The organism is Microvirga roseola, from assembly GCF_020866965.1.
Taxonomy (GTDB): Bacteria; Pseudomonadota; Alphaproteobacteria; order Rhizobiales; family Beijerinckiaceae; genus Microvirga; species Microvirga roseola.
Map to the genome: position 1 here is coordinate 13,810 of NZ_JAJATX010000012.1, position 12,689 is coordinate 26,498.

A 12,689-nucleotide genomic window follows, 5' to 3' on the forward strand; every position below is an offset into this window, starting at 1 on the left:
TTTTTGTTATGCAGCGCGCAGGGCGCGCTCGCGCTGAATGACTTCGGAGGCGAGCCGCAGATAGGCCTGCGAGCCGGCGCATTTCAGATCGTAGAGCAGCACCGGCTTGCCGTGGGACGGTGCTTCCGACACGCGGACATTGCGCGGGATCATGGTCTCGTAAACCTTGTTGCCCATGAACTCGCGGACATCCGCCACAACCTGGCCCGAGAGGTTGTTGCGGGGGTCGAACATGGTGAGCACGACCCCGTGGATCATGAGCTGCGGATTAAGGGCCGAACGGACCTGCTCCACCGTCTTGAGCAACTGGCTGAGACCCTCCAGAGCAAAAAATTCGCACTGAAGGGGGACCAGAACGGCGTCAGCTGCGGCCAAGGCATTGATGGTCAAAAGATTCAGCGATGGCGGGCAATCGATCAAAATATAGGTAAAGAGATCGGTTACTTCCCTCTCCGTTAAGCTCTGGATGGCGGAGCGGAGACGATGCGCCCGGTTGCGCTCGTTCGCGATCTCCAGTTCGACCCCGAGCAGGTCGAGAGTCGAGGGGGCGACGAAGAGCCGGGGCACTACCGTCTCGGTAATGGCCTGGGCGAGCGAGGTCTCGCCGGTCAGAACATGGTAGGTGGAGACTTGGCGACTCCTGCGGTCGATGCCGAGACCGGTCGAGGCGTTGCCCTGCGGATCGAGATCCACGATGAGCACCTTCTCGCCGATGGCGGCGAGTGCTGTTCCCAAGTTGATGGCGGTAGTCGTCTTGCCCACGCCGCCCTTCTGGTTGGCGAGCACCAGAATGCGCGGCTTGGGCCCGCACGCTCCAGCTTCGAATCCGCTGAGGTCGTTCATCTTGGAAGGCTCTCGATGGAGGTTATGCGAAGAATCCTGGCGTCAGAATCGGTACAGCTGGGCAGGAACTCTGCCTCGACTGTCCACCTTTTCCGGGCCTCGGTCAATTCAATCTCGGCGTCCCGACCCTTGGGGAAGAGGCCCATTGTCCCCGCTTTCAACAAAGGCTCGGTCCATTCCAAAAGCTGGGTCAACGAGGCCAAAGCCCGGGCGGAGACCACATCGGTCTTGCCGACGAAGCCGGGAATGACGGTTTCGAGCCGCGCCTCATGCACCTGGGCCGACACCTCGGTCAGCCGGGCTATCTGGCGAAGGAAGGCGCATTTGCGCGAGTTGCTCTCGACGAGGTGAACTTTCAGGCCTCGCTCCGCTCCCGCGATAGCCAGGACGAGACCGGGAAATCCCGCGCCGGAGCCGAGATCGAGCCAGGTTTTTGCCTCCGGCGCGAGGTCCAGAAGCTGGAGGGAATCGACGATGTGCCGGTCCCAGATGTGATCCAGGGTCGCCGGGCCGACGAGGTTCTTGATCGCCTGCCAGCGGCGAAGCTCCCGCTCCAGCAGTTCGAGCTTCTCCGATGTTTCACGTGAAACATCGAGGTCTGGAATGCCTCTCTTCATCACGACACCGCATCCATCGTATGGGCGCTGCGGGATGAGGCCTTCCGCGCGTGAGCGGCGAGCAGGGTGAGGGCCGCCGGCGTGATCCCCTCGATCCGGGCCGCCTGGCCCAGGGTCCGGGGGCGGACGAGGTCGAGCTTCGCCTTGATCTCGTTCGAGAGACCGGGAAGGTTCCGGAAGTCGATGGCCTCCTCCAGCACCACGCTTTCGTCGCGCCGATAGGCGGCAATATCGGCCTGCTGCCGGTCGAGATAGACCGCATAGGTGGCGTCTGTCTCCAGCCGCTCCTTCACGCTGGCGCTCACCTCGCGGAGTTCGGGCCAAACCCGGGCGAGATCGTTCCAGCCGATGCTGGGATAGGAAAGAATCTGGTAGGCGGTACGGCGAATGCCGTCCTGGTTCAGCTCGAGACCATGGCGCGCTGCCTCCTTCGGCGTCAGCGAAAGCGCCTGCAGACGCTGCCGGACCCCGGTGATCTCGGCCTGCGAGCGGTGGAAATGCGCCTCTCGCTCTGTTCCGACGCAGCCCAGTTCCAGCCCCCTGCCCGTCAGCCGCTCGTCCACATTGTCGATGCGCAGACTCAGGCGATATTCCGAGCGCGAGGTGAACATGCGATAGGGCTCGCTCACCCCACGGGTGATGAGGTCGTCGATCAGCACGCCGATATAGGACTCGGCCCGGTCGAAAACGGTGTTCTCCTGGCCGGCGGCGCGGCGGGCGGCATTGAGGCCGGCGACCAAGCCCTGCGCCCCCGCCTCCTCATAGCCGGTGGTGCCATTGATCTGGCCTGCCAGAAACAGCCCCTGGACGGCCTTTGTCTCGAGCCCGGCCGTGAGATTGCGCGGATCCACATAGTCGTACTCGATGGCATAGGCCGGCTGGAGCATGCGCACCTTCTCCAGGCCCGGGATCTCGGCGAGGAAGGCAAGCTGAACGTCCTCGGGGAGCGAGGTCGAAATGCCGTTCGGATAAACCGTGATGTCGTCGAGGCCTTCCGGCTCCAGGAAGATCTGGTGGCCGTCCCGATCACCGAAGCGCACCACCTTGTCCTCGATAGAGGGGCAGTAGCGCGGACCGGTGCCTTGGATCTCGCCTGAATACATGGCCGAGCGGTGGAGATTGCCGCGGATCAGCTCATGCACCTTCGCCGTTGTGCGGGTAATGCCGCACTCGATCTGGGGCGTGGTGATCTTCTCGGTCACGAGCGAGAACGGCACAGGCTCATCATCCGCGGCCTGCTTGTCGACGGAAGCCCAGTCGATGGTACGCCCGTCCAGGCGGGGCGGCGTTCCGGTCTTGAGGCGGCCGAGGGTGAAGGCCAACCGGGCAAAGGTTTTCGGCAACCCGAGTGAGGGGCGTTCGCCCATGCGCCCGGCCGGAATCTTCTTCTCGCCGATATGGATCAGGCCGGAGAGAAAGGTTCCGGTCGTGATGACCACGGCCCCTGCCGTGAGCTGTCGCCCATCCGCAAGGAGAAGCCCTGCAATCCGGCCGTCCCGGATCACCAGATCGTCGGCCTCCCCTTCCATGAGGGTCAGGTTCGGCGTCCGGGAAAGCTCGGCCTGCATGGCGCGGGCATAGAGTTTCCGGTCGACCTGGGTGCGGGGCCCGCGCACGGCAGGACCCTTGCGGCGGTTGAGCAGGCGAAACTGGATTCCGGCGCGGTCGGCCATGCGGGCCATCACCCCATCGAGAGCGTCAATCTCGCGGACGAGATGACCCTTTCCGAGCCCGCCGATGGCCGGGTTGCAGGACATGGCCCCGATGGTGGAGATCTTGTGCGTCACGAGCGCCGTGCGCGCGCCCGTGCGCGCGGAGGCCGCTGCCGCCTCAGCGCCGGCATGGCCTCCTCCCACGACGATCACATCGAAAGCCGAACTCATGGTCATCTCCATGCCCGGGGTCTAGAACCCATCGGGTCAGAGGTCAAAAGGGCAAAATGTTTCACGTGAAACATCGGCGCTCATGCACCGCTCCGCACAGGATCTCCACACCTTGTGCAGAGTGGATTCAGCATGCTTCCACCGATTCGTGAACAGGTTTCGGGTGTTCTTTCGCCGGACCCGGTCGCCGCCTGGATCCAAGGAGCGAAGCGTCTCGAAGAATCATCCAGAGAACTCTGGAAGCGCCCTCGTCTTCGGGACACCTTCAGAATGAGCCCGATCCGCTAATTCTTGATGAACGCCCCTACTTCCCGATGCAGAAGGAAGAAAAGAGCCGGTCGAGCACGTGCTCAACATCAACCCGGCCGGTAATCTCCCCAACAGCGCGGGACGCAAGGCGAACCTCCTCCGCCGCCAGCTCCACGGGTCCGCCGCTCTCCAGCATCTTCCGTGCTCCCACAAGAGAGAGATGGGCACGCTCCACCGCTTTGCGATGGCGCTCCCGGGTCACGATGGCGTCAGCCTGTCCGAGCGCGGCTTCAGCCTCCTCCTCCAGTCGCCGGATGAGCTCGGGGATCCCCTCCCCGCTGGCGGCCGAGATCAGGAGATCGCAGCCGGGCCGGCCCCGGTCGAGATCCGCCTTGGTGCCCACCCGCAGGACGCGACGGGCGGAGGGCGGCTCGGTGACGGGACCCTCCGGCGGGATCAGCCACAGGACGAGATCGGCAGCTCCGGCTCGCGCCCGTGCTCGCGCCACGCCCTCCTGCTCGATCAGGTCGCCGCTTTCGCGCAGGCCCGCCGTGTCGACGATCACCACAGGCAGACCGCCCAGGTCGCAATGGACCTCGATCAGGTCGCGGGTCGTTCCGGCGATGGGCGAGACGATGGCGACGTCGCGTCGGGCGAGGGCATTGAGGAGCGTGGACTTGCCCGCATTGGGCGGGCCTGCCAGCACCACGGTCAGTCCCTCGCGCAGTCGCTCGCCGCTGCGGTTCTCCAGAACCTTGGCGAGTTCCTTCTCGAGCAGCCCGAGGCGGCGGAGGATATCCGCCTCCAGATCCTCCGGCACGTCGCCCTCGTCGGAAAAGTCGAGGCTCGCTTCCAGAAGGGCCAGGACGAGAAGGATGTTCTCGCGCCAGCGCTCGGAGGCGTCGCCCAGGCGGCCTTCGAGCTGAAGCATGGCCTGACGGCGCTGTGCCTCCGTCTCCGCATCGATGATGTCGGCGAGACCCTCGACCTGGGCAAGGTCCATCCGCCCGTTGAGGAAGGCGCGGCGGGTGAACTCCCCTGCCTCGGCAGCCCGGCAGTTCTCGAAGGAGCTCAAGCTCCGCAGCACCGCAGCCCGCGTCGCGAGACCGCCATGGATATGAAGCTCGGCCTGGTCCTCGCCGGTAAAGCTGTTCGGCCCCGGCATCCAGAGCACGAGGGCCTGATCGAGGGGCTCCCCGCTGCTCGGGTCCCGCAGGACCTTCAGCGCCGCACGCCGGGGCTGCGGCAGGACTCCCGCCATCCGCTCCAGGATCGTCCGGCTCTCGCTGCCGCTGATCCGGATGAGGCACACTGCCGCCCGGCCGTAACCGGAGGCGGTGGCGAAGATCGTGTCACCCGAACGCATGGCGTGAACCTCTGAGGCTGGCGGGACTTAAACCCGATAAACTATTACCCTTGGCGGCTGAAGGATCGTTCTCGTCCGACCCTCAAGGCCCGACAGGAGCAGGACCCATGAACCGACTGAAGGACGCTAGTTCTCCCTATCTCCTGCAGCACCGGGACAACCCTGTCCATTGGTGGGAATGGAGGCCGGAGGCTCTTGCCGAGGCGCGCCGGCAGAACAAGCCGGTGCTCATCTCCATCGGCTATGCGGCCTGCCACTGGTGCCACGTGATGGCGCATGAGAGCTTCGAGGATCCGGACGTCGCGGCGGTGATGAACGAGCTCTTCGTCAACATCAAGGTCGACCGGGAGGAGCGGCCTGATGTGGACCACGTCTATATGAGCGCGCTGCATCTGCTGGGCGAGCAGGGCGGCTGGCCGCTCACCATGTTCCTGACGCCGGAGGGCGAGCCCTTCTGGGGCGGGACCTATTTTCCGAAGGAGCCCCGCTTCGGCCGGCCCGGCTTCGTCCAGGTCCTGCGCGAGATCAGCCGCCTCTATCATGCCGAGCCCGAACGGATCGCGAAGAACTGGGACGCCCTGAAGCAGCACCTCGCCCAAACGGCGCAGGCTGACGGCGGCACCCTCACCCTCCCCGATCTCGACCAGATGGGCTCGCGTCTCACCGAGCTGATCGACAAGGAGAACGGAGGCCTTCAGGGTGCCCCAAAGTTCCCCAACCCACTGATCCTCGAATATCTCCTGCGCTACGCTCATCGCTCCAGGGACGGCAAGGCCCGTGAAGCCTCTCTCCTGACCATGGAGCGGATGGCGCTCGGCGGCATCCACGATCATCTCGGCGGCGGCTTCGCCCGCTATTCCGTCGACGAGCGCTGGCTCGTGCCGCATTTCGAGAAGATGCTCTACGACAACGCCCAGCTCCTGGAGCTTTATGCGCTGGCCTACGCCGAAACCGGCCGCGCCCTCTTCCGCGACGCCGCTGCCGGTATCGTCGCCTGGCTGGAGCGGGAGATGGTGACGCCGGAAGGAGCCTTCGCCTCAAGCCTGGATGCGGATTCCGAAGGGATTGAGGGCCGCTTCTATGTCTGGTCCTTGAGTGAAATCCGCGAGGTCTTGGGCGGCGAGGACGCCGCCTTCTTCGCGAAGGTTTACGACGTCTCGGAGCACGGGAACTGGGAGGAGACGAATATCCCGAACCGGCTCATTTCAGGAGAAGCCCCGCCCGCTATCGAGGAGCGGCTTGCCGGAATGAGGCAGAAGCTTCTCGAACGCCGCTCGACACGGGTCAGGCCCGGCCTGGACGACAAGGTGCTGGCCGACTGGAACGGGCTGATGATCTCCGCTCTCATTCGGTCGGCTCCCCTCCTTTCCCGGCCGGACTGGATCGGGCTTGCCGAACGAGCCTATCGCTTCATCCGCGAGACAATGACCCGCGACGACAAGCTCGGCCATTCCTGGCGCGGCGGCTCGCTGATCTTTCCGGGCTTCGCCCTCGACCATGCGGCCATGATGCGGGCAGCGCTCGCCCTCTTCGAGGCGACCTCCGAGGCATCCTATCTGCGGGATGCGCACACCTGGCGCGACGTCCTGCTGTCCGAATTCATGGTCGCGGAAACAGGCGCCCTCGCCATGACCGCTCAAGGCGCGGACCCGCTGGTCGTTCATCCCCAGCCGACCCATGACGATGCAGTGCCCAACGCCAATGGCGTCTTCGCGGAAGCCCTCGTGCGCCTCGCTCAGATCACGGAGGCACAGGACGATATCCAGCGAGCTTCGGATATATTGAACCGGCTCGTCGGAATCGCACGCTCAGCCCCGCTCGGCCATACCTCGATCCTCAATGCCCTCGACCTGCACCTCAGGGGTCTGAGCATTCTCGTCACGGGAAACAAGGCCGACGCTCTCTTCGAGGCGGCCTTGCGCATGCCTTATCTCGATCGCAGCGTTCATCGGCTGCACGAGGGTGAAGCCCTGGACGACAATCACCCCGCCAAGGCCCTCGCCTCCTCAGGCAATGGTCCGCAAGCCCTCGTCTGCGCTGGAATCCGCTGTTCGCTGCCGGTGACGGATCCAACGGGGCTCGAGGCGCAGGTGCGGGAGATGATGCAGGCGTCTTAAGCCCCTGCGACGATCGAAGGCCCTCAGGAGCGATAGCCGGTCGCAGCGTTGAACAGCACCGCTGATATCCAGTAGCATCGCGCAAGGTTCGGGAAGAGAATCGCGAGAGCGGAGGGAAGCCATGGCGCGAAAGGCCTTTATCATCGGCGGGACAGGGCAGATCGGCTGCGCCATTGCCGCGAACCTTCTGGAGAATGGCTGGAGGGTCACCGCTTCCCACAGAGGGCACCGGGCGCCGCCATCCGAGCTAATTGAGCGGGGCCTGGAGGTCGTGACCCTGGACAGGCAGGATTCCGCCGCCATCGCCTCAGCCTTAGGCTCCGGAGCCGATGCGCTGATCGACACGGTCGCCTTCGACGAGACCCATGCCCGACAGCTCTTGGAAGTGGAGACTTCCGTCGGCACCCTTCTCGTGATCTCCTCGGCCAGCGTCTACAGGGACGAGGCCGGGCGCACCCTCGAAGAATCGATGCAAACCGGCTTTCCGGAATTCGACGAGCTCATCACGGAAAGGCAAGCAACGGTCGATCCGGGACCGGGGACCTACTCGACGCGCAAAATGGCGCTGGAGACGACACTGCAGGAGCAGGCCGGATGTCCGGTCACCGTGCTGCGGCCATGTGCGATCCACGGACCCGGATCCCAGCACCCGCGCGAATGGTGGTTCGTCAAACGAATGCTCGACGGACGAGATTCGATCCCGCTGGCTTACCAAGGCCGCAGCCGCTTCCACACATCTTCTGTCAGGAACATCGCAGAGCTGACCCGTATCTGTCTGGATAATCCTGGAAGCCGCACCTTGAACATCGGAGATCCCGATCCGCCCGATGTTGCTGCGATCGGGCAGGCTATCGCCCGTTACATGAACTATCAGGGCAAGTTCATCAGAATCAGTGACGATGACGCTTACCCGCCACGCGTGGGGACCACTCCCTGGTCCTGTCCCCGCCCCTTTCTGATCGACATGGCGGCTGCATCAGAGATCGGATACCGTCCGGTTGCCACCTACGAGGACTCGGTTCTGGAAACCTGCCGCTGGCTTTCCGAGGTGGCGAAAACTGCTCCCTGGCGGGAGCTCTTTCCCGTTCTCGCAGGGTACCCGCGTGATCTCTTCGACTATGCCGCTGAGGACGATTTCCTTAATTGTAACAATAATTTGACAGTTTCCGTGAGGACCCAGTCCTGAATCCTTAAGGAACTGCAGCGATACAATAGGAATTGACGCTCGCCTGACAGAAACCACAGGAGCGGCAATGTTCTTCTTCTTCTCGAATCGCCTCGGTTGCGGAGCCTCGCTCCTGGTTTCCGCCGTTGTAACCCTCGTCATCCTGTTCTTGTTGGGCGTCCTCTGACGGACAAAAGAAAACCCCACCCTCCGGCCGGAGGATGGGGCAAAATTTCCAAGCCGGACGCTTCGGCTCAGGTGTTCATCGAGTCGAAGAACTCGCCGTTCGACTTGGTCTGACGCAGCTTGTCGAGCAGGAACTCGATCGCGTCCACCGTGCCCATCGGGTTGAGGATGCGGCGCAGCACGTACATCTTCTTGAGCGTATCGCTCGGTACCAGCAATTCCTCCTTGCGGGTGCCGGATCGGGTGATGTCGATGGCCGGGAAGGTGCGCTTGTCGGAAACCTTGCGGTCGAGAATGATTTCCGAGTTGCCGGTGCCCTTGAACTCCTCGAAGATCACCTCGTCCATGCGCGACCCGGTATCGATCAGAGCCGTCGCGATGATGGTGAGCGAGCCGCCCTCCTCGATGTTGCGCGCAGCACCGAAGAAGCGCTTGGGACGCTGCAGGGCGTTGGCGTCAACGCCGCCGGTGAGCACCTTGCCCGAGGACGGAACGACCGTGTTGTAGGCGCGGCCGAGGCGCGTGATCGAATCGAGCAGAATGACCACGTCGCGGCCATGCTCCACCAAGCGCTTGGCCTTCTCGATCACCATCTCGGCCACCTGCACGTGGCGGGTCGCCGGCTCGTCGAAGGTGGAGGCCACGACCTCGCCCTTCACGGAGCGCTGCATGTCGGTCACCTCTTCCGGGCGCTCGTCGATGAGCAGCACGATAAGGTAGCACTCGGGGTGATTCGTGGTGATCGACTGCGCCACGTTCTGCATCAGCACCGTCTTGCCGGTACGCGGCGGCGCGACGATCAGCGCACGCTGGCCCTTACCGATGGGAGAAACGATGTCGATGATGCGCGACGAGAAATCCTTGCGCGTCGGATCGTCGATCTCGAGCTTGAAGCGCTCGTGCGGGAAGAGCGGCGTCAGGTTGTCGAAGTGAACCTTGTGCCGGATCTTCTCCGGATCCTCGAAGTTGATGGTGTTCACCTTCAGGAGAGCGAAGTAGCGCTCGCCCTCCTTCGGTCCGCGGATCGGGCCGTCCACCGTGTCGCCGGTGCGCAGGCCGAAGCGACGGATCTGGCTGGGGCTGACATAGATGTCGTCGGGACCGGGCAGGTAATTCGAATCGGCTGAGCGCAGAAATCCGAAGCCGTCCTGCAGCACCTCGACGACGCCCGCGCCGATGATCTCGACCTCGCGCGCCGCCAGCTGCTTGAGGATGGCGAACATGAGCTCCTGCTTACGCATCGTGCTCGCGTTCTCGACCTCGAGCTCCTCGGCGAAGGCGATGAGTTCGGTGGGTGTCTTGGATTTCAGATCTTGAAGCTTGATTTCCCTCATCGGGAACACTCTCGGGATTTTTCCGCGGGCAGGTTGCCTGAACGCGTGGGAGATGGGGGGAACGTCGACAGGGCCGCCCAGTTCACGAACCGTGACTTTTGAAGGCCTTTCGGCCCCACGCAGCGCAACCTGTCCTTTAGGAAGAGGATTCTCTTTTACCGCGTCGTGCGGCGAATCTCAAGTGTTCTTTAACAACCCGAATCGGGAGATGTCATCCCGGCAGTTCGCTGGACCGGGAACGACATGTCGCGCATCAAAACGGCTTCACGATCACCAGGATCACGATGCCGATCATCAGCACCGTCGGGACCTCGTTGAGAATGCGATAATATTTCGCGGGTCGCGTGTTCTTGTCCGCGGCGAATTCCTTAAGCCGGCGGACATAAACGCCATGGACCGCCGACATGATCACGACGAGCGCCACCTTCGCGTGGAGCCAGCCGGAGAGATACCAGCCGCCGTCCCAGACGAGATAGAGGCCGATCAGCCAGGTGGCGATCATGGCCGGGTTGATGATGGCCTTGAGAAGCCGCCTTTCCATGATCTTGAAGGTCTCGGACTGGATCGAGCCCTTCGGTGCATCGCAGTGATAGACGAAGAGGCGGGGGAGATAGAGCATTCCCGCCATCCAGGCGATGATCGCGATGACGTGAAGCGCCTTGAGCCACAGATACAGCATTCCTCAGGCTCTCCGTACCCGGGCGATCATCTGTTCGACGTGCTCGATCGGCGTTTCCGGCAGGATGCCGTGACCGAGATTGAAGATGTGCGGACGGCCGCGCACCGCATCCAGGACGCGGTCGACGCCCTGCTCCAGAGCCTCGCCGCCGGCGATCAGCGCAAGCGGGTCGAGATTGCCCTGGGTCGCCACGTGGCCCGGCAGGGTCGGCAGAACCTTCGCGGGATCGAGCGTCCAGTCGAGAGCAAGCGCATCGCCGATCCCGGCCTGCGCGAAGCGCTGGAGATTGGCCCCGCCTCCCCTGACGAAGACGATGACCTTGGCGTCCGGCCGGGCGGCCTTCAATCCTTCGACCATGCGGCGGATCGGGTTCAACGACAGCCGGTCGAAAAGCGCGGGCGGCAGGGCCGAGCCGAAGCTCTCGAAGATCTGCACCGCTTCCGCGCCCGCGTCGATCTGGCGGATGAGGTAGGCGGTGGAGGCCTGCACCAGCCTATCGATGAGGGCATCCATGAAAGCCGGGTCGCGATAGGCGGTCAGCCGGGCCGGCGCCTGATCCGGGGTGCCCTTGCCGGCGATCATGTAGCTCGCCACCGTCCAGGGCGCGCCGCAGAAGCCGAGAAGCGTGGTCTCCTTCGGCAGCGACTGTCTCAAACGATCCAGGGTTTCGAAGACCGGTTCGAGCCGCTCCAGCGGCAGCTCCTCGGCAAGCCTCGAAAAATCCTTCGCCTCGGTGATGGGATCGAGCTTCGGCCCCTCGTTCTCCACGAAGCGTACGTCCTGGCCGAGCGCATGGGGGATCACGAGGATGTCGGAGAACAGGATCGAGGCGTCGAAGCCGAAGCGGCGGATCGGCTGGAGGGTCACCTCCTCGGCAAGCTTCGGATTGTAGCAGAGATCCAGGAAGGATCCGGCCTCCTTCCGGGTCTCCCGGTATTCCGGCAGATAGCGGCCTGCCTGGCGCATGATCCAGATCGGCAGAGGCCAGACCGGTTCGCCGTTCAGCACGCGTAGGACAGCTTTGGTGGGACGCTCGCTCACAGGCCCTCTCTTAAAAGATAAATTCTTGAATCAAAGAATCTGTTGTTTCTCTTGGGCCGTGAATCGCAAAGCCGCAACCCCGTCCACAACCGGTCCACATCGCGGGAGGCGTTAACCCTTCGTTAACGGATGGGGCAGGCCTGCCGCATTCCTTTCCGAATTCTTAAAGCTTAACAACCCGTTAAGAAGTGTTAACGAAACCTGAATCGAAAAGACCGGGGTGATTCGTGCCGGATTCTCCCAATTCGAGGGTCCCGGCATCCCACACGGGTCAGCGCTGTTGATGAAAGTTCGGGAATCCCACAGGCCCCCGCACTGGACCTCGCCGACACACCGCTCTATCCACATCTATCGACTCCTCATCCGGGAGGCCTGTTCATGGGGCGCAGCTACTTTCACCTTCACCTCGTCTCGGACTCGACGGGCGAGACTCTGATCACCGTCGCCCGCGCCGTGGTCGCTCAATACGAGGGCGTCGCCGCCATCGAGCATGTTTATCCGCTCGTGCGCTCCACCACCCAGCTGGAGCGGGTGATCACGGAAATCGAGACCGCGCCGGGCATCGTGCTCTACACCCTGGTGGAGCGGGATCTCGCGGAGCGGCTCGAAGAGGTCTGCCGCAATACCGGCTCGCCCCATCTCTCCGTGCTCGAGCCGGTGCATTCCCTGCTCTCCTCCTATCTCGGCACCCACTCCAATGCGCGGCCCGGCGCACAGCACATGCTGAATGCGGATTACTTCAAGCGCATCGACGCCATGAACTTCACCCTCCTCCATGACGATGGGCACCTGCCCCACGACATGGACGATGCCGACGTGATTCTTGTGGGCGTCAGCCGCACCTCCAAGACCCCGACCGCGATCTATCTCGCCAATCGCGGCCTGAAGACGGCCAACATTCCCCTCGTGCCGGGCGTTCCGCCGCCGCCGGTCCTGGAAAATGCGCGCAAGGCCCTGATCGTCGGCCTCGTGGCGACTCCGGAACGGATCGTTCAGATCCGGCAGAACCGTCTGCTCAGTCTCAGGGCCGACGACGATACGTCCTATGTGGACAAGGAGGCGGTGGCGGAGGAGATCGCTGCCTCGCGGCGGCTTTTCGCCCGCAACGGCTGGCCGACGATCGACGTGACCCGCCGATCGATCGAGGAGACTGCCGCCGCGATCATCGACCTTTATCGCGACCACCGCCTGCGTTTCATCGCGGAATAG

The 12,689-nt window shown here is 63.5% G+C and carries 10 protein-coding genes; 3 read left to right on the forward strand and 7 right to left on the reverse strand.

Annotation, left to right across the window (positions count from 1 at the left end; translation table 11 throughout):
• Nucleotides 1-6: 6 nt before the first annotated feature.
• From LG661_RS09790 to mnmE, 4 genes are all read right to left on the reverse strand, one after another.
• Entirely contained in the window at nucleotides 7-843 is an 837-nt protein-coding gene (locus tag LG661_RS09790) for a ParA family protein (RefSeq protein WP_230531696.1), read from the reverse strand.
• A complete protein-coding gene (rsmG, locus tag LG661_RS09795; RefSeq protein ID WP_230531784.1) occupies nucleotides 840-1,460 on the reverse strand; it encodes a 16S rRNA (guanine(527)-N(7))-methyltransferase RsmG in 621 nt (206 codons plus the stop codon). The genes LG661_RS09790 and rsmG overlap by 4 nt, the downstream gene beginning before the upstream one ends.
• Nucleotides 1,460-3,343, reverse strand: a complete 1,884-nt coding sequence (mnmG, locus tag LG661_RS09800; protein WP_230531697.1) for a tRNA uridine-5-carboxymethylaminomethyl(34) synthesis enzyme MnmG — start codon at nucleotides 3,341-3,343, stop codon at nucleotides 1,460-1,462. Before mnmG ends, rsmG begins: the two co-directional genes overlap by 1 nt.
• Nucleotides 3,344-3,647: 304 nt before the next feature.
• Nucleotides 3,648-4,958, reverse strand: coding sequence for a tRNA uridine-5-carboxymethylaminomethyl(34) synthesis GTPase MnmE (mnmE, locus tag LG661_RS09805; protein WP_230531698.1), 1,311 nt, complete (start codon nucleotides 4,956-4,958; stop codon nucleotides 3,648-3,650).
• Between the two features lie 107 nt (nucleotides 4,959-5,065).
• Between mnmE and LG661_RS09810 the strand changes: the two genes are divergently transcribed.
• A complete protein-coding gene (locus LG661_RS09810) occupies nucleotides 5,066-7,075 on the forward strand; it encodes a thioredoxin domain-containing protein (protein WP_230531699.1) in 2,010 nt (669 codons plus the stop codon).
• A 121-nt stretch (nucleotides 7,076-7,196) separates the two neighbouring features.
• Nucleotides 7,197-8,261, forward strand: a complete 1,065-nt coding sequence (locus LG661_RS09815) for an NAD-dependent epimerase/dehydratase family protein (protein ID WP_230531700.1) — start codon at nucleotides 7,197-7,199, stop codon at nucleotides 8,259-8,261.
• A gap of 233 nt (nucleotides 8,262-8,494) precedes the next feature.
• On the opposite strand, the gene rho is transcribed toward LG661_RS09815, so the two are convergent.
• From rho to hemE, 3 genes are all read right to left on the reverse strand, one after another.
• Entirely contained in the window at nucleotides 8,495-9,760 is a 1,266-nt protein-coding gene (rho, locus tag LG661_RS09820) for a transcription termination factor Rho (RefSeq protein WP_230531701.1), read from the reverse strand.
• Nucleotides 9,761-10,013: 253 nt separating this feature from the next.
• Nucleotides 10,014-10,436 (reverse strand): protoporphyrinogen oxidase HemJ, encoded by a 423-nt coding sequence (hemJ, locus tag LG661_RS09825; RefSeq protein WP_230531785.1) that lies wholly within the window; start codon nucleotides 10,434-10,436, stop codon nucleotides 10,014-10,016.
• Between the two features lie 6 nt (nucleotides 10,437-10,442).
• On the reverse strand, nucleotides 10,443-11,480 hold the full coding sequence (hemE, locus tag LG661_RS09830; protein ID WP_230531702.1) for a uroporphyrinogen decarboxylase: 1,038 nt from the start codon (nucleotides 11,478-11,480) through the stop codon (nucleotides 10,443-10,445).
• A gap of 378 nt (nucleotides 11,481-11,858) precedes the next feature.
• Here hemE and LG661_RS09835 point away from each other — a divergent pair, with 378 nt between their 5' ends.
• The gene (locus LG661_RS09835) at nucleotides 11,859-12,689 is read left to right on the forward strand and encodes a pyruvate, water dikinase regulatory protein (protein WP_230531703.1); all 831 of its coding nucleotides are present in this window, start codon (nucleotides 11,859-11,861) and stop codon (nucleotides 12,687-12,689) included.

What these genes read in the sequence shown, in the direction of transcription:
- LG661_RS09790 (WP_230531696.1), bottom strand. Translation starts at nt 843, where the DNA reads ATGAACGACCTCAGCGGATTCGAAGCTGGAGCGTGCGGGCCCAAGCCG.
- rsmG (WP_230531784.1), bottom strand. Translation starts at nt 1,460, where the DNA reads ATGAAGAGAGGCATTCCAGACCTCGATGTTTCACGTGAAACATCGGAG.
- mnmG (WP_230531697.1), bottom strand. Translation starts at nt 3,343, where the DNA reads ATGAGTTCGGCTTTCGATGTGATCGTCGTGGGAGGAGGCCATGCCGGC.
- mnmE (WP_230531698.1), bottom strand. Translation starts at nt 4,958, where the DNA reads ATGCGTTCGGGTGACACGATCTTCGCCACCGCCTCCGGTTACGGCCGG.
- LG661_RS09810 (WP_230531699.1), top strand. Translation starts at nt 5,066, where the DNA reads ATGAACCGACTGAAGGACGCTAGTTCTCCCTATCTCCTGCAGCACCGG.
- LG661_RS09815 (WP_230531700.1), top strand. Translation starts at nt 7,197, where the DNA reads ATGGCGCGAAAGGCCTTTATCATCGGCGGGACAGGGCAGATCGGCTGC.
- rho (WP_230531701.1), bottom strand. Translation starts at nt 9,760, where the DNA reads ATGAGGGAAATCAAGCTTCAAGATCTGAAATCCAAGACACCCACCGAA.
- LG661_RS09835 (WP_230531703.1), top strand. Translation starts at nt 11,859, where the DNA reads ATGGGGCGCAGCTACTTTCACCTTCACCTCGTCTCGGACTCGACGGGC.